Genomic DNA, 23,607 nt, shown 5'->3' with positions numbered 1-23,607 from the left:
GTCATGAATGAGGCTTTCTTTCCTACATTTTTCAATAGCTTTTTTATAGCCTTTGGTGTCATGCTAGGAGGTTCTTTAATAGGGGGTCTCGCAGCTTTTATTACAGGTGAACCACTATTGACGGAAATATCTAGAATTGGCAGCAGAATAAGAATATGGGCCATTGTTGCAGCTATCGGCGGAACATTTGATACAGTGTATAGCTTTGAAAAGGGTTTTTTAGAAGGCGGTACAAAAGATATTTTCAAACAATTTTTGTGGATTTTATCTGCAATGGGTGGTGCCAAATCTGCAGCACTTATTATTAGCTGGCTTACACAGGAACATATATCATGAGAATTCCACCACTCTACAGAAAGCCCGCATGGCAGCGTTTTTTGGGCGGGGCTGCTGTTGGCGGTTGTATTAGTTGGATGATCTTTTTATATATGTTTGGCGTCATGCAGGAAAGGAATGGTATTTTACTGGAAGAACGGTCTAATCAAATAAAAAGATTGCAAAACCAAATAACGATTTGGCAGGAGGACTACCAGGAACTTAATAAGAAAAACGAAGATATGCTTACGATTCAAGAAATACATGTTAGGTTAGTTAGTTATGAAAAGTATAACATTCAAGATAGACAAAGTGTATTCGACGTTGAAGAAGCCGTAAAAGAAGATTTAAAATCCTTGCTGGCAAAAGATTTAAGCACAGTATATAAAAATAAAGATATCATAAAAAAATCAATTGAAAATAAAGTAACGCCTATTAATGGTAAACGATTTAAATTAATCGTAAAGGAAATGTACTTTTATACGACCATTCATATTACAGTTGAACTAAGATTGGCCGGATAATATTCCGGCCCCTTTTTACTTTTTACAAATTTCTTCAATCGCAAACTTTACCTTTTCCACTTCATCCCAAGAAGCTACGGAAGCTCCAGCAGCAAGCGGGTGCCCACCGCCATTGTATTGCATCGCTATCTTATTGATAATTGGTCCCTTCGACCTCAGCCTCACCCGGATTTCTTTTTCTTCCTCTATGAAAAAGCACCATGCCTTAATTCCTTTTATGCTGCCTAGTGAGCTTACGAGTATGGAAGCTTCCGAAGCTGACACATCAAATGAAAGAAGCGTATCTTTTGTTAATTCAATTGTTGCAGCCCCATCTTCATTCATTTTAAAATTTTCATATACATAACCTTGCAGTTTGATTAACTTTGGCTCTAGCTCATACATATCGTTGAATAATTTAGTCCGATCAAACTGAAAGCCGATAAGATCCCCTGCATAGTCAAACGTCTTTTTCGTAGTGCTCGAATATATAAATCGTCCAGTATCCCCAACGATTCCAGAAAAAATGAGTCTTGCTGCTTCATCCGTCATTTTTAATCCTTCACTTTTCCCAAAAAGATAAAATTCATATATCATCTCGCTCGTAGAGGATGCATTAGTATCAACCCATAGCATATCCCCGTATCGATCTTCATTTGGATGATGGTCGATTTTAATTAACATATCTCCGAGTGTATAGCGCTCGTCGCAGATTCGTTCTTGATTTGCAGTATCGCAAACAATAACTAGTGCACCATTATAATGTTGGTCAGTAATCGTATCTGGGACAAATAAATAATCTAGCGTAGTATCCCTTTTACCTGTAACATAGATCTTTTTTTCAGGGAATGAAGCTTTTAATATTTCTGCAAGCCCACCTTGTGAACCATATGCATCAGGATCTGGCCTTACATGACGGTGTATAATGATCGTCTCATATTGTTTAATAGCCTCTAATATTTTCTGTTTCATAATGTGCCCCTTTTCTATTTGGACATTTTGTCATTCAATGTTCATTTCTCTTAAGTAGAATTTTAGCCTTTTTATCGTTACAATAAAAGAATAATAACGCTTAGACGAAATGGAGGCCATTCTTTCAATGCCTTTTTTAGTTTTCTTTATCATATTATCGTTTTCTTTTTATGTATTTTACAAAATAAAATATGTACGCAGTAAAAGGCCGATGGAGAAAAAAATGCTAAATGGAAAATCCAGTGTAGCACTTGGACTTTTCGTTGCATTATTTGGTATAAATCAGCTTTTTCTTTATGATACAACCACAACGTATGTGATCGCTGCAGTTTTTATTTTGCTTGGTGGGTTTAGCGCATGGGTTGGATTTAAGGCATACCGCCATCATGTTCCCTATGCTATTAGAGAAGCGGAAGAGATGTCGAAATAAAATGGTGGAAAGGCTATTTCATTTTGGAAATAGCCTTTTTATGTCTAGCTCCAGCGCCTATCGACTAGCTAACTTCTTGCCCTTTTCGCTTGCGTAGTCAACATCAGGTGAAATTTGAAGTGCCAATTTCACTAACTCGTTCCTCGTCGTGTTTCCTTTATCGCAAGTCTTAGGACCTGAAGTTTGTACGTCGATGAGCAAGGCGCTTCCGCTTTTCGTTTTATTTATCTATTAACTTACACATCAAAAGTGCTTTGCCTATTAACTCTGTACCATTAAGTACTTCTACATCCACTTTTCCAAATTTCCTGCCAGCTTCAAGGATTTTAGGCTGAACGACAAGAACACTTTCCATTTGGGCTGGTTTGAGAAAATAGATAGTCATGTTTTCTACTGCTAATTCTCCTTTTTTCTGTTGCCTAAAAATACGGTTCGCCGCCTCAACTACAATGGTCGTAAACACACCATATGAAATTGTTCCAAGCTGATTTGTCATTTGCGGCGCGACCTCGAACAAAAATGAAGTATCCCCTGTGTTTTCCCAGGATGAAAGTTGCTTTGAAACTGTATCGTCAATTGTCTCCCCTACATGAGGCTGACGCTGAATCATTTGCAAGGCTTTTAATACATCTTGCCTGCTGATGATTCCTTCAAACCTCTGTTGTTCATTGACGACAGGCAGTACTTCAATTCCTTCCCATATCATCATATGGGCAACTGAGGCAACACTTGTTTTCATTCCTACGGTTAATGGATTTTTTGTCATTACTCGATCGATGGACAATGATTCATCTTGTCCAATAACATCTTTTCCTGTCACGATCCCGAGCACTTTCTGATTAGCATCAATAACTGGAAAGCGGCTATGGTTCGTTTCTTTCTTCTTATTATACCAATCACCTACAGAATCCTTAACCGTCATGGATGCTGCCTTATCTGGCGTCGTTAAAATATCTTCGACTAAAATTATTTCTTTTTTAATTAGTTGGTCGTATATGGCTCTATTAATCATAGTAGCTACTGTGAACGTATCATAGCTTGTAGATAGAATAGGGAGCTCCAACTCATCGGCAAGTCTTTTAACAGAATCACTCGTATCAAAGCCACCCGTTATTAAAACTGCTGCACCAGCTCTTAATGCATGCTCATGTACTTCCGTTCGATTCCCAACAATCAATAAATTTCCGGCGCCTGTATATCTCATCATCGCGTCTATTTTCATGGCACCAATGACAAACTTTGTAAGTGTCTTATGAAGACCTGCTTTTCCGCCGAGCACTTGACCATCGATAATATTGACAATTTCCGCAAATGTCAGCTTCTCAATATTTTCTTTTTTCTTCCGCTCTATGCGAATTGTCCCAACACGTTCGATCGTACTAACATATCCTTTGTTTTCAGCATCTTTTATTGCTCTATATGCTGTTCCTTCACTAACCTTCAGCACTTTAGCAATTTGCCTTACCGAAATTTTTTCGCCTATTGGAAGACTATCAATATGGCGAATAATTTGTTCATGCTTCGTCGACAAGCTTTTCACCCTTTTCTACTACCAATCAATGTATCTTTATTATAGCGAGAAAAGGCACCATCAGCAATTTTACAGGCTATGATCGTCCGCGCAAACGCTTAATTTCAAATAGTGAAACTTGTTTTTCTCCAAGTGAAGCCTGTTTTTTTGGTAAAAATAGGAGAGCCGATAAATTTCCTGCTATAACGATAAAAGCAAACACGAACCACGAAATGGCAAAAGCTCCTTCTAATCCTATTCCACTGACAGATAAACGCGGCACTGCAAAATACAATAATACCCCGCAAAGCAGTAAACAAAGCAAATATCGATTTTTCATGGAAGAGCCTCCTTGTATACTTTTTGTTATTGTATGCAAGGAGGCAATAGTAAAAAACCAACTTTGTGATTTATAGTTCCAATGTTTCTCCCACTTCAAAGACTTTTCCTTTTATAGAGTCTTCTAATAGCCCAATAAAGTTATGGGGATTTTGCCTAATAGGCGGGAATGTATTGTAATGGACCGGCACTGCTAGTTTAGCATTTATAAGCTTAGCCGCTACAGCAGCATCTTCAGGACCCATCGTAAAATTATCACCAATAGGCAAAAATGCGAGATCTATTGAATGCCTTTCCCCAATCAATTTCATATCTGAAAACAAGGCTGTGTCCCCTGCATGGTAGATTGTTTTCCCTTCAGCAGTAAAGAGAACTCCCGCAGGCATCCCCATATAAATAATTTGTTGATCCTCGGTTACTACTGCAGAACTATGGAAAGCTTGTGTATACTTTACCGTTCCAAAATTAAATTCATAAGCCCCCCCAATATTCATTCCATGAGTATTTAATCCTTTCCAGCCCAAATAAACTGCCAGCTCATTTGGAGCAATGACAAGAGAATCGCCTCGTTTTGCAATTGCTTCAGTATCGCCTACATGATCCCCATGTCCATGAGTTAAAATGATGACATCTGCTTTTTCTGTTTTCGCATCTAAATCAGTTAATGCATTTCCCGTTATAAAAGGATCGAACAAAATGGTTTTACCTTCTGTTTGAATTTTTACAACTGAATGACCATGATAAGAAACTTTCATAGTAAAAACACTCCTTCATAAATTCTTCCTTATACTCTTCGAGTCATTTTAGTCATTTCCCTTCTATTGCTTTTCTTAATCTAAAAAAACTGATACTCTTTTAACAAGAAAAGCGTATGCGCTTTGAACATTAATGTACAAACTTTGGAGTCTTTGAATTATCGTATAAAAACGGACAAGAGTTTGCTATATAAGCGCTGGAGCTGGATATTGAATAATGTTAAGGAGTGAATTCTTTTGAATGAAAGGCTAACGAAACTCACAAAATGGCTTAAGGAACAACAAATTGACGCTGCATTCATTACACTGCCCGATAATATTTTTTATTTGTCAGGCTTTCAAAGTAATCCCCATGAACGCTTGCTAGGTCTTGTTGTATTCCCAGAACAAGAACCCTTTTTAATTTGTCCAAAAATGGAAGTCAATGACGCTCAACAGTCAGGCTGGAATTATGAAATCGTCGGATACAGTGATACGGAGAGACCGTGGGATTTTGTTGAAGAACGAGTTAAAGCTCGAAACAATAAAATTCAAAAATGGGCAGTGGAAAAGGAGCATTTAAATGTTGAGAGATATGAAGAACTATTATCTCACTTTCCAGGTGCCACTTTTAAAGGTGCGGAAGCCATACTTAATGAACTAAGAATGATAAAGGATCAAAAAGAGATTGCCTTACTTCGAAAAGCGTGTGAACTGGCTGATTTTGCTGTTCAAGTAGGAGTGCATGAAATTATGGAAGGTAAGTCCGAACTTGATATCATTGCAGCCATTGAATACGAAGTGAAGAAAAAAGGGGTTTCCGGTATGTCGTTTGAAACGATGGTACTTACAGGAGCAAACGCAGCTTCTCCTCATGGAACACCGGGAGATACAAAAATACAAAAAGGAGATTTCGTTTTGTTCGATCTTGGGGTCATTTATGAAGGATATTGCTCTGATATCACGCGAACGGTTGCCTACGGGGATATAAATAATGAGCAAGAAAAGATATATAAAACAGTCCTAGAAGCTGAAGAAGCAGCTGTCGAAGCTACACGTCCCGGAATGCTTGCAAAAGATCTTGATTTTATTGCACGCGAAATCATTCATCAGGCTGGATATGGAGATTACTTCCCTCATCGACTAGGGCATGGACTTGGAATTAGTGTTCACGAGTATCCATCTATGACAGCGACGAATGAACTGGAGCTTAAATCAGGGATGGTTTTTACGATTGAACCAGGAATTTATGTACCGGAAGTAGCTGGGGTAAGGATTGAAGATGATGTGTTAGTAACAGATGAGGGCGTCGAAGTTTTGACTAAGTTTCCGAAATCACTTGTATTATAAGTATAAAAGGAGTATTAAATCGCCTTGATTTAATACTCCTTTTTTTCATTGCAATAGTTCCTTAACATCTTGATAAGTATACTGGAATGCTTCTGCCACCGCTTTATACGTTACATGGCCTTTGAAAGTATTTACACCTTTAAGCAACGACTCGTTTTCAAGACATGCTTGTTTATAACCTTTATTAGCAATTTGAAGTGCATATGGAACTGTCACATTTGTAAGCGCAATTGTGGAAGTCCTTGGAACTGCTCCAGGCATATTAGCGACTGCATAGTGAACAACACCGTATTTTTCATATGTTGGGTCGTCGTGAGTCGTGATACGATCGCTTGTTTCGAAAATTCCGCCTTGATCGATGGCGATATCGATGACGACTGATCCTGGTTTCATTGTTTTTACCATATCAGCCGAAACGAGCTTAGGTGCTTTTGCACCAGGAATCAATACTGCCCCAATTACTAAATCAGAATCCTTAACGGCTTGAGCAATGTTAAAAGGATTTGATATTAAAGTTGTAACATCATGGCCAAATAAATCATCCAGCTGACGTAGGCGATCTGGTACTAAATCAATGATTGTTACATCTGCGCCGATACCAATAGCAATTTTTGCGGCATTTGTACCTGCTACACCGCCTCCGATTATTGTCACTTTCCCTCTTGGCACGCCCGGTACTCCCGAAAGAAGAATTCCTTGACCACCATTTTTTTTCTGAAGAAATTGAGCACCTATATGTACAGCCATTCGACCTGCTACCTCACTCATCGGCGTCAGCAGCGGCAAGGTTCTATTTGGCAGCTGTACTGTTTCATACGCAATTCCTGTTACTTTATTTTCGATTAAAACATCCACTAGTTTTTGCTCATTTGCTAAGTGTAAGTATGTGAAGAGTATCAAGTCTTCTCGTAAAAATCGATATTCTTCTTCTAATGGTTCCTTCACCTTCATAACCATTTCTTGTGCCCAAGCTTCTTCAGCTTTATGAACAATTTGGGCTCCTGACTGTATGTAATCTTCGTCCGTGAATCCCGAACCGAGACCAGCACCAGTTTCAATAAATACATTGTGCCCAGCTGTCGTTAATGTCACAACTCCCGCAGGGGTCATCGCAACTCGATTTTCGTTATTAATAATCTCTTTTGGAATTCCAATTCTCATCACTCTGTCCTCCTGTTCGATGATTCTATACTTTCCATCATAACATTACGGCAGAATCATGACAGCATTTTTTTCTTAATATATAAAAAAAGCTTATGCGTCTGCTTACCGTTGTACAAATTCATGTCGATAAAGATAAAGAAAACATACGGGATAGGTCAGTCTAAGCAAAAAAAGACCGATTTTGACTTTTACTGTAAGCCGGTATTTGACTTGTGGAGACTGACAGCTAGACAGGACGAATCGATTATGACTCATCAGAGAGAGAAAGAGGTTCGCTAGTCGATAGACGCTGGATAAGGAAAATTCTTAGTCAAAATTATGACTTATATCTTTCTTTAAAAGAAAAATTGGAGAGGCTTTTTGCGAACAAAAAGCCTCAATCATTATCCTTCTATTGTATTTTGCGCTTTATCATTATTGATTTTGCTTTGTTCAATCGCCCCACTAACATATACATCCTTTATTTGATTGATGGTTTCATCGTTATTTTCTTCATTATATTGAAATTCGTATTGAACATCCTTCTTCTTCATCAAAACAACTCCTATTCCTTTTTTATATATTATTCGATACTTCAAAACAGAAATCCCTTCCTAATTATGCTAATATAAAGGAAAGGTAATAGGAGGCTGGTAAAAATGACACTAGGATATCACAACATTTTAGTCGCTGTCGACGGTTCCAAATCAGCAGAATGTGCCTTCAAAAAAGCCGTGCAAATTGCAAAACGCAATAATGCCAAGCTTACTCTTATTCACGTAATTGACACAAGATCCTTTGCTACCATTGATGCCTATAACGGGACGATGGCAGAAAGGGCCGAAACGTATGCTACAGAATTGCTGGATGAATACAAAAAAGAAGCAGCAGCAGCACAGTTTACCAATTTTGAAACTCTTGTAGAATATGGATCGCCAAAAACGGTCATTCCGAAACAAGCAGCTAAAAAAATAAATGCCGATTTAATTATTTGCGGTGCAACTGGGCTTAATGCAGTTGAGCGATTATTAATCGGAAGTGTATCAGAACATATTATGCGTTCAGCTTCTTGCGATGTTTTAATTGTAAGGACTGAGGAAGACGAGCTTGAATAAAAAAAAGAGCATCTCCCTGTGTTTAGGGAATGCTCTTTTTTAGTCACGTTCTATAATTCAGTGGCCATACCTTGCGGCATATCGACCATCATTTTACACTATAGACTGTTTCGCTTTTTCCAATTGGACCTTAACCTGATCGAAGCCTGTTCCGCCGTATGAGTTTCTGCGTTTAACAGCTTCTCTTGGTGAAAGAATGACAAACACATCTTCGTCGATTTCTGAACAAGCATCTTGTAGCTGATCTAATGGCAGGTCCAATAAATAACAATTTTGCTGAATACATGTTAAAACGAGTTTTCCGACGATTTCATGTGCTTCGCGAAATGGAATTCCTTTTGCAGCTAAATAGTCTGCTAGTTCAGTCGCATTGGAAAAGTCTTGGTTTACTGCGGCTTCCATATCTTCATTTTTCACTGTCATCGTTTGGATCATGCCAGTGAATATTTTTAACGAGCCAATCATTGTATGGACAGTATCAAACATGCCTTCTTTATCTTCTTGCATGTCTTTATTATAAGTAAGCGGCAAGCCTTTGAGCACCGTCAGCATACCAACAAGGTTCCCAATAACTCGTCCACTTTTCCCTCTAATCAACTCTGCCATATCTGGATTTTTCTTTTGAGGCATGATACTGCTCCCAGTCGCATAAGCATCATCCAGCTCGATAAAGCCGAATTCCTTGCTCGTCCAAAGAATAATTTCTTCTGCAAGTCTAGAAAGGTGTGTGATCGTCAAAGCTGAATTGCTTAGAAACTCCACAACAAAGTCGCGATCACTTACGGCATCCATACTATTTTCATACACACTTGAAAAGCCTAATTGTTCTGCAGTATAAAAACGATCAATCGGAAAAGTTGTTCCTGCAAGAGCGCTTGCTCCAAGTGGAGATATATCGATTCTTTTCAAACTACCCTCGAAGCGGTCATAGTCGCGTTTAAGCATCCAAAAATAAGCAAGCATATGATGGGCAAATGAAACAGGCTGCGCACGCTGCAAATGAGTATAGCCCGGAAACACTGTTTCGATGTTTTTATCTGCTTGTTCAATTAAAGCCGATTGCAATTCCTTAATATGGTCCATAATAATATGTACTTGTTTTTTTAAATACAAATGCATATCCGTTGCAACTTGGTCATTTCTACTTCTTCCAGTATGAAGCTTTCCTCCAACTGGACCAATTTCATTCGTTAGCATTTTTTCAAGATTTAAATGAATATCTTCTTCTGAAACGGAGTACTCTAATTCGCCGGCTTCAGCTTTTTGTTTTAAGGTTAGCAAGCCAGCGACTATTTGTTCACTTTCTTCAAGTGGGATAATATTTGATTTCCCAAGCATCTTCACATGAGCAATGCTGCCTTCAATATCTTCCAATACTAGCTCCTGGTCAAAGGAGATGGAGGCGCCGAACTCTTCAATCCATTGTTCGGATGATTTCGAAAAGCGCCCTCCCCATGCTTTTTTCATGCTTTAACCCCATCCTTTTTGTGTATCATGCTGTGTACTTCTGTTGGAAGACCCCATAATTTAATAAACCCAACAGATGCAGACTGATCGAATTCGTCTTCCGCTGTATACGTAGCAAGTTTTTCATCATATAAAGAATTTGGTGATTTTCTGCCTTCAACAATAGCATGGCCTTTAAAGAGCTTAACTCTAACCTTTCCATTAACATACTGTTGAGTTTCTTCTAAAAATGCAGTTAAAGCAGGCTTTAAAGGTGAGAACCAAAGCCCATCATATATTAATTCAGTCAATTTTTTTGATATCACTGGCTTAAAATGAGCTAATTCCTTAACTAAAGTTAAATCTTCCAACTCTTTATGTGCTTTTAAAAGAGTCATTGCTCCCGGACATTCATATACTTCACGAGATTTTATCCCAACCAATCTGTTTTCAACATGATCGATTCTTCCTACTCCATGCTTTCCTGCAAGTGCGTTTAATTTTAAAATAAGATCACTTAAAGGATAATTTATTCCGTCAATGGAAACAGGTACTCCTTTAATAAAATCAATTTCAATCACATCAGGTGTATTAGGTGTATCTTCCAATGCAGCAGTAAGTTCATAGGCATTTTCAGGTGGAGCAGCCCAAGGATCCTCTAAAATTCCACATTCATTCGCTCTACCCCATAAATTTTGGTCAACTGAAAATGGGCTATCTAAATCAATTGGAATTGGAATTCCTTTTTCCTTTGCATAAGCGATCTCTTCTTCACGGGACCAGCTCCATTCACGTACAGGTGCCAACACCTCAAGATCTGGATTTAATGCTTTAATCGATACTTCAAACCGTACTTGGTCATTCCCTTTTCCAGTACATCCATGTGCCACCGCATCTGCATTTTCTTGTTCAGCAACTTCAACTAATTTTTTTGAAATAAGTGGTCTTGATAAAGCTGAAACAAGTGGATATTTATCCTCATACATTGTGTGAGCTTGTAGTGCGATTAATGCATAATCATTAGCGAATTCTTCTTTTGCATCAATGACATAACTTTTTGAAGCTCCCATATCTAATGCTTTTGATTGTATAAATGCAAGGTCTTTTCCTTCACCTACATCTAGGCAGCAAGCTACAACCTCATAGCCTTGATCAATAAACCATTTTATCGCAACAGATGTGTCCAAACCTCCTGAATAGGCTAAAACGACTTTCTTATCCATGTAAACTCCTCCTGGTTGTTGATTGTATACTTATACATAAAATGTTATTTTTAATCATTTAATATAAGGATATTAACATAATAGATTTATATTTTCAATAGTTATTCAAAAAAATGTATATAAATGAATCATATAAAAAAAGAAGGCCCCAAAAAGCCATATTGGCGTTTTTGATTAGCCTTCTCTCCGATTATTTATTCAATTCCCTCACAACATGCCCTATTTCCTTCAATATTAATTTTTCCATCGCAAGCTTAACAGCTCCTGATGAACCTGGCATAACAAATACCGCTTTGTTGCGAAATGTTCCTGCACAAGCCCTAGACATGATGGCAGCAGAACCGATATCTTCCATATAACCTAGCATTCGAAATAGTTCACCAAACCCAACAATCTCTTTTTCAAATAAAGCTGAAACAGTTTCGATTGTAACATCACGTTTGGAAATCCCTGTTCCACCTGTCATTAATATCACATTTACTTGCTCTACCCCGGATGCCTCCTCAATCGCTGCCTCGATAGATGTTCCATCATCCTTTACTATTTTATAAAAGGATATTTGATGTCCATTTTCTTCTAAAAGCGTTGATATAAGTTTTCCACTTTTATCGTTTTCAACTGTTCTAGTATCGCTGACAGTAATGATAGCGCAATTCACCCTATAGGGTGCTTCCCTTTTATGTTCTAAAACGCTCATTTCAGTTCTCCACTTTTTTCTAGCAAGTACTTATATTGATAATATTTAATTGCGAAGCGAGTTACATTTCTCGTGGTCCGATAGTTTATCCCCGCACCAATTGCAACCGAAATAAGGGGGAGGCCTGATATTGTATTTTTCGAAAAAAGCATGATAAGGCTGATTTTTAATGCTTCTTTTAATGGCTCATCAACCCATGTATGGTCTGTAATTCTTTCATGGATGTCAAAGTAAAATTGTTCATCTTCTTTTTGTAAATCTTCCATTAAATCTTCCCAGCCAAACATTTTCATTCGTTCCGGCATCGTTGCAACATTAAAAACTTTCAACGTTTCAAGCAAACCCGCAGGTGATTGGACATCATATCCAAATGACATGGCTGTCAGCTGAACTGCACGCAAATTAATGACAAGCATGGCGAAAAAGTCACTAGTTAAAAATAAAGGCTTTCCTGAGCCTGTCATACTTCCTTGAACTAAGGAATAAATTCGATGACGAGAAGCCTGTTGTTCTGCTAAATATGTTAGTTGTGCAACCGGCATTTTCTTTCTCATATCTGAAAAAGATTCTACTTCTTCATTCATCGATTTCGCGGTATTTAATAATCTTACACTTGCTTCTTTTTGGAGCTTTGTTCCCCGTAAAAGTGAATTCAGTTGAAATAGCCAATCGTCCACCTTCTCAAAAAATTGAATTTGTAAGGAATCAGGGAGAAGCGAGAATGCTTGGTCTATCCATTTATCATAAGAATTTTCCAAATCTGTCGCTTCGTACTCAAAAAAGGACTGGCGCCATGAATGAAGTTCCTCTAAAAGCACTTCTTCTCTTTGTGTTAAGGTCATTGATACCACTCCCTTAATCTTTTGGTTAATGTATTACTGAATTCCTGAAAGACTAACAACATCTCGTGCAATCATTATTTCTTCATTTGTCGGAATGACAATGACTTTTACAGGAGAATGAGGATAATTAAGGAATAATTCTTTCCCACGAATTTTATTTAAATCTTCATCCCAATATACACCCATAAATTGAAGCCCATTCAACACCTTAGCACGAATTGCGCTGCTATTTTCTCCAATTCCCGCTGTAAAGATAATGGCGTCTACTCCAGACATTTTTGCAGCATAAGAGCCTAAATATTTATGAATCCGATCAGCAAATATATCAAGGGCCAATTCTGCACGATGATTTCCAGCAGTCGCCTCTAGTTCTATATCGCGCAAATCACTTGAAAAGCCTGATACGCCAAGCATACCCGATTTTTTATTCAATACCTCAAGCACTTCTTCAGCTGACTTGCCTGTTTTCTCCATTAAAAATGGAATAAGGGCGGGATCAATATTCCCTGATCTTGTCCCCATTGTTACTCCGGCAAGAGGAGTAAAGCCCATTGAAGTATCGAGCGATTCACCGCCTTTAATAGCTGCTATACTTGCACCATTCCCTAAATGACAAGAGATGAGTCTTAACTGCGATAAAGGCCGTTCTAATAATTGTGCCGCTCTTTGCGATACGTATTTATGCGAAGTTCCATGAAATCCATATTTCCTGATCCCGTAGCTTGTATAATAATCATATGGAAGACTATATAAAAATGAACTTTCTGGCATTGTTTGATGAAATGCTGTATCGAAAACAGCCACTTCTGGAATACCGGGCAACGCTTTTTGAAACTCCTTTATTCCTGTTACATTTGCTGGATTGTGAAGAGGAGCTAATTCTGAAAGTTCCTCTATTTTTTGCAAGACTTCTGGAGTAATCAAGACCGATTCATTAAATACCTCTCCTCCGTGTACAACTCGATGACCTACCCCTTCGATTTCATCAAGAGAAGAAATAACCCCATTTTTAATTATTCTATCCAGTAATAATGCTACTGCCACTTCGTGGTTCGGTATATCAAGCGTATCCTTAATATTTTTTTCTTCTACACTCATTGTAAAAATAGAATCCTGTAAGCCAATTCTTTCAATTACTCCCTTGGAGATAACCTTTTCCTCCGGCATATCGAAAAGCTGAAATTTTAACGATGAACTACCTGCATTAACTGCAAAAATTTTTGCCATAAGAATCACCTTTCTTTTGCGTATTATAATTTTTGTCGGCAGTAACTCTTATTTATTTTCCTTAAACCATTTTTCCATTCCTAGCATCATTTTATCGAGTGCTTCCTTATTAGATAGTTTCGGCAATGTCGCAAGAAGGACCTCCTTCGGTGCTTCAATTCCAGGTTTTTTCTTCTGAAGAATAAGAATGCTTTTCCCGGAATTTTTATCTTTAAACAAAGATAGAGGAAGCTGTAATACTCCTTGTATATAAGCGGTTCGTTTCAAATAATTATGAAGTTTAGCGGCCTCTTCCGATTCAAATAAATTGTTTGGAATAAGGAAAAATAAATAACCCCCAGATTTAGTGTGATTTATACTTTGCTCGATAAATAAATGGTGAGCATAAGCATGACCTTGTGAAGCGTTAAGTTCGTATTTTCCCGCTTGAACATCATTTGGATAATAACCAATTGGCAAGTCACTTACAACTAAATCCACAGGGTCAATAAATAACGGTTCCAATGCATCTTGGTGAAAAAACTCTGTCTGTTGCTTTTGTAGATTTGCTCCCACAAATGCAAGTTTAATTAAAAGTTCATCAACTTCAACTGCGAAAGAACGGATATGACTTGCATTTCCTTGGCGATTAATAATCGTCGATAGTAAATTACCAGTCCCGACGGCAGGATCCATTATGGATAAATCAGTTTTTGCCCCTAGGAACTTTTCAGTAAAGTAGCTTATGATGAAACCGATCGTATCAGGAGTCATTTGATGATTGGGCTGTATATTCCCTTTCATCCCTTTTAAAATAGACAATTGAAAAGCCTTCCGGATGTCTTCCGTTGCATAGGATGCAACAACGACATCCGCGTACTTTCGCTTAAGTCTTTTTTTTGTTATTTCGCTTAATGAATCCTGTAATATATCTTCATGAAAAAGGTTTTCGCCCGTTTCGGCTAGCGCCTCTAAATATGTACAATCCAGTTCATCTTGCAAAATTTCTGTCGTCTCATTAAACAACATGAATAGTCTTTCCACTGGAGTAGCTTTCAAATTCATCCCCCCATCTACCTTCTATACCTATAGTTTAGCTTTCGTTATCTCCGCAAACAAGAAATAAGTATAAATCTCCAAAATTGTTTTCTTTTATCCAAAATAAAGGAAAAAGCAAGAAAGCCTTGCTAGCTTTTTCCAATAGTTGTGAGAAAATTTAATCACAGGAGGGAAAGGTATGAAAATAGGAGAAAAACTGAAATTAAGGAGAAAAAAAGCAGGATTAACTCAAGAACAAGTAGCTGAAAAAATGAATATAACGAGACAAACTCTTTCAAATTGGGAAGTCGGTAAAAATTATCCAGATATTGACTCCATCATTGAACTTAGCCGTATATATCAACTCTCCTTAGATGAACTTTTGTTAGGAAAAATTTATTTTAAAGGAGCGCTTACTTTGAACAAAAAAATATCTGAAGTAGAGATTCAAAATCTGATTACAAGCCGTTATCCATCTGCGAATCATTTAAAGGAGCTAAATGGTGGGCTAGTATCGCAAACATATTCCTTTCATGCAAATAATGGCCGTTACGTTTTTCAAGTCGGAAATCGCCTCGAAGTATATGAGAAAGAGAGATGGGTTTACAACCAGTTTAATCATCTGCTCCCTTTAAGGAATGTGATAGAAATATCGGTAGAAAATGATATTACGTACTCTATTTCGAATTATTTCGAAGGTGATAAATTGTTCGATTTAAATAGCCAGGAATTACTTGATACTTGTCCTTCCATAATGAAAACCCTTGAATTATTAGAGACAATTGATGTACCTGAAGAAAATGGTTATGGAAGATATGACAATACGGGTCAAGGTGCATATCCAACGTGGGAGGATTTTATTAAAGCTGTATACAACGAGAATATTTATAATTGGCAGGCACTCGAACAAAATGGTTTAGATTCAAGTGTAGTTAAACACGCTTTACAAGAATTGCAAAAGTATATAAATAGTGTTTCTTTGAGCAAAAAAAATATTATCCATGGAGATTTAGGATCATTTAATCTAATAGCAAAGAATGGACAAATTACAGGTATTATCGATTGGAGCCTTTCTTTGTATGGAGATCACTTATATGATAAGGCAAATATTCTGTTTTGGAATGAGGATAAGCTTCAGCCGCTAATCCATCGAATAACTGAAAAATATATTAATTCTCCTGAAACAAAGGAAAAAATCTATTGTTATATACTTCGGATTGGGTTAGAAGAAATATATAACACGGTTGTACTAAACGAAATAGGATATGACATTGAGTGGGTAGCAAATAGGCTTCAAAAAGTTATTAACGATTTTTTATAAAGTTTTGTAAGCGACAATCGCGACAACGAAATAATACACGACGATAAATAGATAAAGAGATTGGAGCTTATCCAATCTCTTTATGAGGGCTATTATTTTGCTTGTTTCGCGGCAGCCAAAGCAGAGTCATAGTCAGGATGGTTCGTTACTTCACTGACATATTCAGCATGGACAACATTGTCTGCACTGTCAATTACAAATACACTGCGTGCCAACAGGCGAAGTTCTTTCATTACAACACCATACGCTTCTCCAAAAGAAAGATCGCGATAATCGGAAAATATTCTCGCATCATTCAGACCATTTTCGTTTGCCCAACGTGCTTGAGCAAATGGAAGATCAGCTGATATTGTAAGTACTTGGACATTTCCTAGATTCGCTATTTCATCATTAAAACGTTTTGTTTGCGCTGCACATACTCCAGTATCTACAGAAGGTACTACGCTAATAAGACGAACAGAACCTTTATAATCACTTAGCTTCACTTCTGATAAATCATTTGCCAACACAGTGAAATCCGGTGCTTTATCTCCGGACTTTATTTCTGTCCCTACAAGTGTCATTGGATTGCCCTTAAACGTAACTGCTGCCATAAATGATTCCTCCTTAAAAAAATAAGTATATATATATCATTGCCTAAAGTTTCCACTACTGCAAGAAAGAAGTTTCAGAAAATAATTAAAAGCAGACACGATTGTTTTTTGGCGTATAAACATAAGGGCGGCAGGCATAGATAAAAAAATACAGTGAGATAGGAAAGTAGAAACCGCTTGCTGTTAGACAGCATGAGACAATATTAGAAAAAGAACTTTGCCAATCGCTAGCTGCTTATGCTATACGGAAATTGCTTTCTAGAAGGGCATTCACAATATAAACATTTCTGTGAAAAAAAAATAACTCGCCCTTATAAAGCGAGTTATCGGGGTTATAAGTCAAAATCTAAGTTTTCCTTATTAGTTTGTTCCTGTTGTTGCTGTTTTTTATTTGAAAAATTGCTTGTCATTTTCTGTATTTTTTCGAAAGCGCTTGGAGCTAGATCAATCATTTTTTCTATTAAGTGTGTATTTTGCTCGAGATGAAGCATGTTGACGCCGTGTTTATTGACGACTAGAAAGGCAATAGGCGTAATCGAAACACCACCGCCACTTCCTCCGCCAAACGGTAAATATGAACCTTGTTCATCTGAACCGTTGCTAGAGGATCCGCCCCCATCTGATGAGCTTCCACTCGATTTAAATTCACTGCCACCCATTGCAAAACCGAACCCTACTTTTGAAACCGTTAAAATGACTCCTCCATCAGGTGTTTCTACTGGATCACCAATAATTGTATTGACATCGATCATTTCTTTCAGATTCTCCATTGCTGTTGACATGACACCTTGAATTGGATGCTCATCCATTAATGGTCCTCCTGTCTATCTTTTGATTTTGTCCCTTAATTTGTGAGGATTTTTCGTACTTTTTCCATTCTTTATACAAATTAATCCCAGCTACCATAGCTTTTCCTGTTTTTATATCAACCATACATTGCATTTTGGTCTGAGCTGAAAATCCTTGGAAATCTGGCACTACTGAAATAATTGGCGAATTTTTAAATGTAAGATTGCTCCTAACATAAGATAACAAGGCCCCTTTAATAGCCCAAATCGCTCCTGCAGCTGTAGCTGAAGATGCGGCCTCTCCTGTGCCGATTGTTGAATGCCATTCCAGTTTGCGAATTTTCATTGTAAGCAAAAAGGATTTAAGTATATGCAAAAAAGGATGAATATCACTTAACATCATTTTCATTGAAACATTTTCATGCATATGATCTTTCATTTCATTTGCTGCTTTCTCAGATATTAAATCATTTAATTTAACCTTCTTTTTTATCCTAATAAGGCCAAACAAAGTTACGATGGCGACTGACAAATACGATTCAGACTTACTTAGTAAAATAAGTAAGTCTATCTTTATTTTCATGAAAATAAAGAGCAAAAATAGCAATAACAAAAAAAGACCGCCTAAAATAGGAAGAGTCATAACTAATCCCTCCGGCCATCATTATTTCCATCTGTAAATTAAATAAACCCGCTTACGAATAAGCGGGTTCAACTATTTTTGTTCGTTCATGGACAACGGTCGTATCAGCAAAAATATCGTGCAATCCTTGTTTTTTAGGAGTAAATGCTACTACCGCATACAAAAAATTAAACGTAGCGGAAATATAGCGGCCAATTCCTTCTCTAAAAATGATCGTCCCCCACGTTAATCGATCTCCCTTAAGTGGAACCACTTTTAAACCAAAGACCATTTTCCCAAGAGTTTGCCCATAAAATTTAGTCATCAAAATAAAGTACAGATAAAAGATGAGCCCTGCTGTTATTCCATATGGGGAAATGAACCCGGAATCTGAAAGAGATACGCCCAATCCGCGAAAGAGCGGTTTTACGAGAATTCCATTTATACTAAATACAATCATTCCGTCAAGCAGGTAGGCCCAAAAACGCATCCAAAACCCTGCGTAATGATAGGATATTGCTGGCGATTGAGCCTTTTCAACAATTTGATTATCATTTTCTATCATAGGTTTCCCTCCTTATTCAGAGTATAAATACATAAGTCTAGGTGAATTAGGTTTTGAAAGAAGGTTTACAATCCCCGTCATTTCCGCTTGTTTTCCGCCTATTTTTTGTGCTGCCACACCAAATAGCGAACCAAATCCTGCATTAGAAGTGTAGCGGACTACTTGAGCGCCAGCTAATTCATGATCTTTTTTCAGCTGTTCTACTACATCTTCTTGATAGCCAAAATCATCAATTAACCCAACTTCTTTTGCTTGTCTTCCATCGTATATTCTACCATCAGCAAGTTTGCGAACTTGTTCTTCAGTCATTCCACGACCTTCTGAAATAATTCTTACAAATTCATCATAAGAGTTTTTCAACATTGATTGTAAAATATCTTCTTCTTCTTTTGTCATTTGACGATAAGAACTCATAATATCTTTAAAAGGCCCGCTTTTAATCGTCATAAAGTCGACACCATATTTATCAGCAAGCTCGCTAATATTTACTCCTTGCATTATAACTCCGAGAGAACCTGTCAATGTTTCCGGACTAGCAAAGATTTTATCAGCGGGTGCTGAAATATAGTAGCCGCCGGATGCTGCCATTGAACCCATCGACACATAAATTGGTTTTTTCGTTTCTTCTTTAATCTGGACAAGCTTATGGTGGATTTCCGCTGACTCATTTGTTCCTCCACCAGGCGAATTTACACGAAGGACAATAGCTTTTATACTTTTATCATCCTTAACTGTTGTTAATTGCTTCATAAACTCCCTATGTAAGTAGCCATTATTTGAAAAAATTGATGCTGCTTCACCAGTATCTTGAATGACACCATCTACATCTAATATAGCAATTTTTTTTGCTGCATTTCCTGCTTCTACAACTTCCTCAGTAAATGCTTTATTTGCTGTAAAATTTTCTCCAAACACCTTAGAAAAATCCGAAAAAATAAAGGCGCTCGCCATGTTGACCATACTTGATACGAATAAGACTGCGGCGGCGATTCCTAGGGCCGCCCAACGTTTACCATTCATCTGTTTTTCCTCCTTTTAGTGCGTTCCCACATTTTATATACGGCTCTTTCTTTTAAATAGTTTCAAACTAATGATAAAATAAATACGTAATACCTACTTAACTAATAAATTTCTTCCATTCAACCACAAATCATGGCAATTAATCAAAGGGGGATATTTTGAAATGGAACAACGCAATAAAATTTTCTTTTTTCATAAAAATAGTTCGGACAGTATCGAAAGGATTTCTGTTCTCAAAGAACTTGCTGAAAGATACGGATTTAAAATTGTAAACAATTCCGAAGAAGCAAATCTTATCGCGAGTCTAGGTGGCGATGGTACGTTTTTACAAGCAGTTCGTAAAACAGGATTCAGACAAGATTGTCTTTACGCGGGGATTGCGGATGATGGGATGCAAGGCCTTTATTGCGATTTTCATATTGATAATCTGCATGATATGATCGACGCTATGACAACCGAGCAAATCGAAGTCAGGCGCTATCCAATCATTAAAGTGGATGTGGATAAGGAAGGTTCCTTCTATTGTTTAAATGAATTTACGATACGATCAGGAATCATTAAGACACTTGTAATGGATGTTTTCATTGATGGCTTGCATTTCGAAACATTCCGAGGCGATGGAATGGTAATAGCGACTCCAACCGGTAGTACAGCTTATAATAAATCAATCAAAGGGGCTGTCGTTGACCCTCTTCTTCCGTGTCTTCAAGTAAATGAAATGGCATCCTTGAACAACAATCGATATCGTACTCTCGGTTCACCATTCATTTTAAGTGAAGGAAGGAAACTTGTTTTAAAGGTTGTCCAGGATGGAAATGATTATCCGACAATGGGAATGGATAATGAAGCATTGAGCACACAACGTGTCGAGCAGGTTGAAATTCTCTTATCTGATAAACGAATTAAAACCGTAAAACTTAAAAATAACTCGTTCTGGGAGAAAGTAAAAAGAACGTTTTTATAAAAAGATGGGAGGCTATCTCCTAATCCATAAAATGACTTAATAGATGTAGTTTTAGTTGCATATCATTAAACATGGCACCAGAATATACAGTGACTCAACTGAGCTTCTTACAGATTTCGAGAACTTGTTTAAAGACGTATTGGGTGCTAAGCATTACGGTGCATTTTCCCCGCTGATAAGCATAGTCCATATAAGAGAGGCTGTCCAAAAGTCAATTACTACGACATTTGGACAGCCCCTTTATTTTTCAAGCCGCTTTTCCTCTATGAATTCCTCTTAATTGCTTCCAATTTACAGATGATAATGTAACGAGGGCAAGTGCGCTCCAGATGAAAGCAAATGCCACGATACGCGTTGCTCCAAATGGTTCGCCGTATAGGAAAACCCCTAAAAACAGCATCATTGTCGGAGCAATATATTGAATGAATCCCATTAAATAGAGTGGAATTTTCTGCACCCCTTTAGCAAAAAACAATAACGGTATCGCGGTTACAGCTCCTGATGCAATGAGCATGGCATCGGTTTTAAATGACCCAGAAAATAAAGCACTGCTTCCATTAAACATATGGATAGATAGATAGATAAATGCAACTGGCATAATAACGAGTGTTTCCAAAGCCAAACCAATCGAGGAATCGACCGAAATCATTTTTTTTACCAATCCGTACACTCCAAAAGAAAACGCAAGACCGAAGGATACCCAAGGAAATTTCCCATATGAAATAGTTAAAATTAATACCCCGATAAGCGCCAGAAAGAACGAACAAACTTGAATTTTGGATAGACTTTCTTTTAAAAAAAGAACTCCCAGGATGATGCTTACTAAAGGATTAATATAATAACCAAGGCTAGACTCTACTACTTTATCCGCGTTAACTGCCCAAATAAATAGAAACCAGTTTGCACTAACCAATACAGAAGCAGCTGTGAGTGCCAAAAACAATTTGGGTTGCTTCTGAAATTGCTTCAAGCTTGTTAATAATAAGGGCATCTTTTTACTAAAAACCAATAATAACACCATGAACCAAAATGACCAAAATATTCTATTTGCTAATACTTCATGAGCTGTCACATCGCCAATGAGTTTCCAGTATATCGGCAGAATCCCCCATGTAGAATACGCCGCGATTGCATATAAAATTCCTTCCCGATTATGATTCCCCATCGTATATTTCCCCTGTTATTTAGATTTACGAAATAACTTTTATTATATACGATTTACTAAGATAAAGCTTTAGCTTTTTTATTTTGAAATACGATATGACCATCAACGATAGTCATTTCCACAATTGTTTTTAAGATATCTTCTTTTTCTATGCTGAATAAATCTTGATTAAAAATCGTAAAATCAGCTGTATAGCCAGCTTTAATCATTCCCCGATCATGAGCATGCCCACAAGCAAAAGCAGCTCCTGTCGTATACAGGGAAATGGCTTCAAACATAGATAATTTTTGTTCGGGCATATAAACATTGTGTTTTGGATCAAATGGTTTTTCTCTTGTAACAGCTGCATGGATGCCAAGTAATGGATTCACCGCCTCAATCGGTGCATCCGACCCTCCTGAACAGTGAAGGCCATTATCAAGAAGTGTTTTCCATGCGTAATTATTCTCCATATTTTTTTTCCCAATACGGTCCATTACCCAAGGGAAATCTGAAGCCATAAATCCAGGTTGAATATCAATTTCAACTTGTAGTTTTTTCACCCTCTCAATCAAATCGGCACGTAAAATTTGTGCATGAATGAGCCTGTCATTCATTCCATTTGGCGGCGGGAATTCTTCAATTACATCCAATACATATTCAAAAGCTAGGTCACCTATAACATGAGTGGCAATCGGCATATTATATTTCCGTGCTTTGACTACAAGCTCTTTCAATTCTGATATGTTATGGATGGCTGTTCCTTGAGTAGTAGGATCGTCAGCATATGGTTTACTTAAAAGTGCGGTTCTGCCTCCTAATGACCCATCAATAAATATTTTCATTGCCCCAAATTCAATATTACCGACCTTCGACATAAACCGATAGCCATCCTTCTTCCATTCATCCACAACTTTATGGTGAACGAGTAAATGCGCTTTAAAGGGGAGTGAGCCATCCCCTAATACTCTTAAAAAGGCTGTTATCGCTTTTTCATATGTATCGTAGTAGCTCAAGTCTTCCGTATGTGCACCTGTTAAACCATGCTTCCAACAATTTTCAATCCCTATTCTTAATGCCTTTTCAACATACCCGTCTGTTACACTAGGCATTTTTGATAAAATTAGTTCTTGTGCTTCATCCTTAAAAATCCCTATGAACTCTCCATTTTTTCCACGCTCAATGACTCCGCCAATAGGAGACTCAGCTCCATAATCAATATTTGCAGCATCCATTGCCATGGAGTTAACTGCAATAACATGTCGGCACACTCTTTTCATCACAACAGGATTTTTCGGAGCCGCCTCATCTAATTCATTTTTTAATAGAGGTATTTTATCCACCCAAAGATTTTCATCCCATCCCTCACCAATAATCCATTCACCTGGAGAGGATGTTTTTACTTTTTCTTTAATTGCATTTAAGACATTTATTTTCGATGCCATTCCCGAAACATTCAATTTTAAAGATGTTTCTCCATATCCAATCAAATGCATATGACTGTCAACCAATCCTGGAATCATCATTGCACCATTTAAATCGATTGAACGCTCAATATTATACTTCTGCTGTAAAATGGTTAAGGAGCCAGTCTCAATAATTAAGTCATTTTCTGTCACTACAGCTTCTACTGTTTCTCCCTCTTTTCCCATCGTATATATCATTCCGTTATACCAGATCGTTTTCATATTTTTCTCCTTATACTATCTATTAGAAAAATGATATAC

Annotated in this window: 26 protein-coding genes; 7 read left to right on the top strand and 19 right to left on the bottom strand. The window is 37.4% G+C overall.

Annotation, left to right across the window (positions count from 1 at the left end; genetic code table 11):
* Positions 1 to 3: 3 nt before the first annotated feature.
* Both ytrH and ytrI read left to right on the top strand, forming a co-directional pair.
* Positions 4 to 336 (top strand): sporulation membrane protein YtrH, encoded by a 333-nt coding sequence (ytrH, locus tag KHA96_RS00845; RefSeq protein WP_213127411.1) that lies wholly within the window; start codon positions 4 to 6, stop codon positions 334 to 336.
* Positions 333 to 839 (top strand): sporulation membrane protein YtrI, encoded by a 507-nt coding sequence (ytrI, locus tag KHA96_RS00840; RefSeq protein WP_213127410.1) that lies wholly within the window; start codon positions 333 to 335, stop codon positions 837 to 839. Before ytrH ends, ytrI begins: the two co-directional genes overlap by 4 nt.
* A 15-nt stretch (positions 840 to 854) precedes the next feature.
* On the opposite strand, the gene KHA96_RS00835 is transcribed toward ytrI, so the two are convergent.
* Complete coding sequence (locus KHA96_RS00835; protein WP_213127409.1) at positions 855 to 1,790, bottom strand: DHH family phosphoesterase; 936 nt, start codon at positions 1,788 to 1,790, stop codon at positions 855 to 857.
* A 127-nt stretch (positions 1,791 to 1,917) separates the two neighbouring features.
* Between KHA96_RS00835 and KHA96_RS00830 the strand changes: the two genes are divergently transcribed.
* Positions 1,918 to 2,220 carry a YtpI family protein gene (locus KHA96_RS00830; RefSeq protein ID WP_213127408.1) on the top strand — a complete coding sequence of 101 codons (303 nt, stop codon included), beginning with the start codon at positions 1,918 to 1,920 and terminating at the stop codon, positions 2,218 to 2,220.
* Positions 2,221 to 2,440: 220 nt separating this feature from the next.
* On the opposite strand, the gene KHA96_RS00825 is transcribed toward KHA96_RS00830, so the two are convergent.
* The 3 genes from KHA96_RS00825 to KHA96_RS00815 form a co-directional block, all read right to left on the bottom strand.
* A complete protein-coding gene (locus tag KHA96_RS00825) occupies positions 2,441 to 3,751 on the bottom strand; it encodes a CBS domain-containing protein (RefSeq protein ID WP_213127407.1) in 1,311 nt (436 codons plus the stop codon).
* A gap of 76 nt (positions 3,752 to 3,827) precedes the next feature.
* A complete protein-coding gene (locus KHA96_RS00820) occupies positions 3,828 to 4,070 on the bottom strand; it encodes a hypothetical protein (RefSeq protein WP_213127406.1) in 243 nt (80 codons plus the stop codon).
* 70 nt (positions 4,071 to 4,140) lie between these two features.
* A complete protein-coding gene (locus tag KHA96_RS00815) occupies positions 4,141 to 4,824 on the bottom strand; it encodes a metal-dependent hydrolase (protein ID WP_213127405.1) in 684 nt (227 codons plus the stop codon).
* 237 nt (positions 4,825 to 5,061) lie between these two features.
* Between KHA96_RS00815 and KHA96_RS00810 the strand changes: the two genes are divergently transcribed.
* Positions 5,062 to 6,153 (top strand): M24 family metallopeptidase, encoded by a 1,092-nt coding sequence (locus KHA96_RS00810; RefSeq protein ID WP_213127404.1) that lies wholly within the window; start codon positions 5,062 to 5,064, stop codon positions 6,151 to 6,153.
* 45 nt (positions 6,154 to 6,198) lie between these two features.
* Here the strand turns inward: KHA96_RS00810 and ald are convergent, their stop codons facing one another.
* Complete coding sequence (gene ald / locus KHA96_RS00805) at positions 6,199 to 7,314, bottom strand: alanine dehydrogenase (protein WP_213127403.1); 1,116 nt, start codon at positions 7,312 to 7,314, stop codon at positions 6,199 to 6,201.
* A 386-nt stretch (positions 7,315 to 7,700) separates the two neighbouring features.
* Positions 7,701 to 7,850 carry a hypothetical protein gene (locus tag KHA96_RS00800; RefSeq protein ID WP_213127402.1) on the bottom strand — a complete coding sequence of 50 codons (150 nt, stop codon included), beginning with the start codon at positions 7,848 to 7,850 and terminating at the stop codon, positions 7,701 to 7,703.
* 105 nt (positions 7,851 to 7,955) lie between these two features.
* Here KHA96_RS00800 and KHA96_RS00795 point away from each other — a divergent pair, with 105 nt between their 5' ends.
* Positions 7,956 to 8,411, top strand: coding sequence for a universal stress protein (locus tag KHA96_RS00795; RefSeq protein ID WP_213127401.1), 456 nt, complete (start codon positions 7,956 to 7,958; stop codon positions 8,409 to 8,411).
* A 93-nt stretch (positions 8,412 to 8,504) separates the two neighbouring features.
* Here the strand turns inward: KHA96_RS00795 and argH are convergent, their stop codons facing one another.
* The 6 genes from argH to KHA96_RS00765 all read right to left on the bottom strand — a co-directional run bounded on the left by argH (position 8,505) and on the right by KHA96_RS00765 (position 14,884).
* Positions 8,505 to 9,878 (bottom strand): argininosuccinate lyase, encoded by a 1,374-nt coding sequence (gene argH, locus KHA96_RS00790; RefSeq protein ID WP_213127400.1) that lies wholly within the window; start codon positions 9,876 to 9,878, stop codon positions 8,505 to 8,507.
* Positions 9,875 to 11,080: an argininosuccinate synthase gene (locus tag KHA96_RS00785; protein ID WP_213127399.1), complete on the bottom strand. Its 1,206-nt coding sequence runs from the start codon at positions 11,078 to 11,080 to the stop codon at positions 9,875 to 9,877. Before KHA96_RS00785 ends, argH begins: the two co-directional genes overlap by 4 nt.
* A gap of 190 nt (positions 11,081 to 11,270) precedes the next feature.
* A complete protein-coding gene (locus KHA96_RS00780) occupies positions 11,271 to 11,777 on the bottom strand; it encodes a MogA/MoaB family molybdenum cofactor biosynthesis protein (protein WP_213127398.1) in 507 nt (168 codons plus the stop codon).
* The gene (locus KHA96_RS00775; RefSeq protein WP_213127397.1) at positions 11,774 to 12,619 is read right to left on the bottom strand and encodes an EcsC family protein; all 846 of its coding nucleotides are present in this window, start codon (positions 12,617 to 12,619) and stop codon (positions 11,774 to 11,776) included. Before KHA96_RS00775 ends, KHA96_RS00780 begins: the two co-directional genes overlap by 4 nt.
* Before the next feature lie 33 nt (positions 12,620 to 12,652).
* Positions 12,653 to 13,846, bottom strand: coding sequence for an acetate kinase (locus KHA96_RS00770; protein WP_213127396.1), 1,194 nt, complete (start codon positions 13,844 to 13,846; stop codon positions 12,653 to 12,655).
* 48 nt (positions 13,847 to 13,894) lie between these two features.
* Complete coding sequence (locus KHA96_RS00765; RefSeq protein WP_213128634.1) at positions 13,895 to 14,884, bottom strand: class I SAM-dependent methyltransferase; 990 nt, start codon at positions 14,882 to 14,884, stop codon at positions 13,895 to 13,897.
* A gap of 178 nt (positions 14,885 to 15,062) precedes the next feature.
* Here KHA96_RS00765 and KHA96_RS00760 point away from each other — a divergent pair, with 178 nt between their 5' ends.
* Positions 15,063 to 16,184 carry a helix-turn-helix domain-containing protein gene (locus KHA96_RS00760; protein ID WP_213127395.1) on the top strand — a complete coding sequence of 374 codons (1,122 nt, stop codon included), beginning with the start codon at positions 15,063 to 15,065 and terminating at the stop codon, positions 16,182 to 16,184.
* 92 nt (positions 16,185 to 16,276) lie between these two features.
* On the opposite strand, the gene tpx is transcribed toward KHA96_RS00760, so the two are convergent.
* The 5 genes from tpx to sppA all read right to left on the bottom strand — a co-directional run bounded on the left by tpx (position 16,277) and on the right by sppA (position 19,772).
* Positions 16,277 to 16,777 (bottom strand): thiol peroxidase, encoded by a 501-nt coding sequence (tpx, locus tag KHA96_RS00755; RefSeq protein WP_213127394.1) that lies wholly within the window; start codon positions 16,775 to 16,777, stop codon positions 16,277 to 16,279.
* Positions 16,778 to 17,109: 332 nt separating this feature from the next.
* Positions 17,110 to 17,586, bottom strand: coding sequence for a GerW family sporulation protein (ytfJ, locus tag KHA96_RS00750; RefSeq protein WP_213127393.1), 477 nt, complete (start codon positions 17,584 to 17,586; stop codon positions 17,110 to 17,112).
* Entirely contained in the window at positions 17,579 to 18,208 is a 630-nt protein-coding gene (locus KHA96_RS00745) for a DUF2953 domain-containing protein (RefSeq protein ID WP_213127392.1), read from the bottom strand. Before KHA96_RS00745 ends, ytfJ begins: the two co-directional genes overlap by 8 nt.
* A 52-nt stretch (positions 18,209 to 18,260) precedes the next feature.
* Positions 18,261 to 18,752 (bottom strand): RDD family protein, encoded by a 492-nt coding sequence (locus tag KHA96_RS00740; protein ID WP_213127391.1) that lies wholly within the window; start codon positions 18,750 to 18,752, stop codon positions 18,261 to 18,263.
* A 12-nt stretch (positions 18,753 to 18,764) separates the two neighbouring features.
* Entirely contained in the window at positions 18,765 to 19,772 is a 1,008-nt protein-coding gene (sppA, locus tag KHA96_RS00735; RefSeq protein WP_213127390.1) for a signal peptide peptidase SppA, read from the bottom strand.
* Between the two features lie 163 nt (positions 19,773 to 19,935).
* Between sppA and KHA96_RS00730 the strand changes: the two genes are divergently transcribed.
* Complete coding sequence (locus KHA96_RS00730) at positions 19,936 to 20,736, top strand: NAD kinase (RefSeq protein WP_213127389.1); 801 nt, start codon at positions 19,936 to 19,938, stop codon at positions 20,734 to 20,736.
* A gap of 247 nt (positions 20,737 to 20,983) precedes the next feature.
* Here KHA96_RS00730 and rarD read toward each other — a convergent pair whose 3' ends face one another.
* Positions 20,984 to 21,901, bottom strand: coding sequence for an EamA family transporter RarD (rarD, locus tag KHA96_RS00725; RefSeq protein ID WP_213127388.1), 918 nt, complete (start codon positions 21,899 to 21,901; stop codon positions 20,984 to 20,986).
* Between the two features lie 56 nt (positions 21,902 to 21,957).
* Positions 21,958 to 23,568, bottom strand: a complete 1,611-nt coding sequence (locus tag KHA96_RS00720; protein ID WP_213127387.1) for an amidohydrolase — start codon at positions 23,566 to 23,568, stop codon at positions 21,958 to 21,960.
* Positions 23,569 to 23,607 lie beyond the last annotated feature (39 nt).

The organism is Bacillus sp. FJAT-49711 (assembly GCF_018343715.1).
Taxonomy (GTDB): Bacteria; Bacillota; Bacilli; order Bacillales; family Bacillaceae_C; genus Lederbergia.
This window is presented reverse-complemented; position numbering and strand designations above follow the sequence as displayed.

Excerpts from the sequence above, each read along its gene's own strand:
- KHA96_RS00770 (WP_213127396.1), bottom strand. The coding sequence starts at position 13,846 with ATGGCAAAAATTTTTGCAGTTAATGCAGGTAGTTCATCGTTAAAATTT.
- KHA96_RS00820 (WP_213127406.1), bottom strand. The coding sequence starts at position 4,070 with ATGAAAAATCGATATTTGCTTTGTTTACTGCTTTGCGGGGTATTATTG.
- KHA96_RS00815 (WP_213127405.1), bottom strand. The coding sequence starts at position 4,824 with ATGAAAGTTTCTTATCATGGTCATTCAGTTGTAAAAATTCAAACAGAA.
- ytrH (WP_213127411.1), top strand. The coding sequence starts at position 4 with ATGAATGAGGCTTTCTTTCCTACATTTTTCAATAGCTTTTTTATAGCC.
- KHA96_RS00780 (WP_213127398.1), bottom strand. The coding sequence starts at position 11,777 with ATGAGCGTTTTAGAACATAAAAGGGAAGCACCCTATAGGGTGAATTGC.
- KHA96_RS00800 (WP_213127402.1), bottom strand. The coding sequence starts at position 7,850 with ATGAAGAAGAAGGATGTTCAATACGAATTTCAATATAATGAAGAAAAT.
- ald (WP_213127403.1), bottom strand. The coding sequence starts at position 7,314 with ATGAGAATTGGAATTCCAAAAGAGATTATTAATAACGAAAATCGAGTT.
- KHA96_RS00835 (WP_213127409.1), bottom strand. The coding sequence starts at position 1,790 with ATGAAACAGAAAATATTAGAGGCTATTAAACAATATGAGACGATCATT.
- KHA96_RS00830 (WP_213127408.1), top strand. The coding sequence starts at position 1,918 with ATGCCTTTTTTAGTTTTCTTTATCATATTATCGTTTTCTTTTTATGTA.
- ytrI (WP_213127410.1), top strand. The coding sequence starts at position 333 with ATGAGAATTCCACCACTCTACAGAAAGCCCGCATGGCAGCGTTTTTTG.
- KHA96_RS00785 (WP_213127399.1), bottom strand. The coding sequence starts at position 11,080 with ATGGATAAGAAAGTCGTTTTAGCCTATTCAGGAGGTTTGGACACATCT.
- KHA96_RS00745 (WP_213127392.1), bottom strand. The coding sequence starts at position 18,208 with ATGACTCTTCCTATTTTAGGCGGTCTTTTTTTGTTATTGCTATTTTTG.
- KHA96_RS00720 (WP_213127387.1), bottom strand. The coding sequence starts at position 23,568 with ATGAAAACGATCTGGTATAACGGAATGATATATACGATGGGAAAAGAG.
- tpx (WP_213127394.1), bottom strand. The coding sequence starts at position 16,777 with ATGGCAGCAGTTACGTTTAAGGGCAATCCAATGACACTTGTAGGGACA.
- KHA96_RS00795 (WP_213127401.1), top strand. The coding sequence starts at position 7,956 with ATGACACTAGGATATCACAACATTTTAGTCGCTGTCGACGGTTCCAAA.
- KHA96_RS00740 (WP_213127391.1), bottom strand. The coding sequence starts at position 18,752 with ATGATAGAAAATGATAATCAAATTGTTGAAAAGGCTCAATCGCCAGCA.
- argH (WP_213127400.1), bottom strand. The coding sequence starts at position 9,878 with ATGAAAAAAGCATGGGGAGGGCGCTTTTCGAAATCATCCGAACAATGG.
- KHA96_RS00760 (WP_213127395.1), top strand. The coding sequence starts at position 15,063 with ATGAAAATAGGAGAAAAACTGAAATTAAGGAGAAAAAAAGCAGGATTA.
- sppA (WP_213127390.1), bottom strand. The coding sequence starts at position 19,772 with ATGAATGGTAAACGTTGGGCGGCCCTAGGAATCGCCGCCGCAGTCTTA.
- KHA96_RS00730 (WP_213127389.1), top strand. The coding sequence starts at position 19,936 with ATGGAACAACGCAATAAAATTTTCTTTTTTCATAAAAATAGTTCGGAC.
- rarD (WP_213127388.1), bottom strand. The coding sequence starts at position 21,901 with ATGGGGAATCATAATCGGGAAGGAATTTTATATGCAATCGCGGCGTAT.
- ytfJ (WP_213127393.1), bottom strand. The coding sequence starts at position 17,586 with ATGGATGAGCATCCAATTCAAGGTGTCATGTCAACAGCAATGGAGAAT.
- KHA96_RS00775 (WP_213127397.1), bottom strand. The coding sequence starts at position 12,619 with ATGACCTTAACACAAAGAGAAGAAGTGCTTTTAGAGGAACTTCATTCA.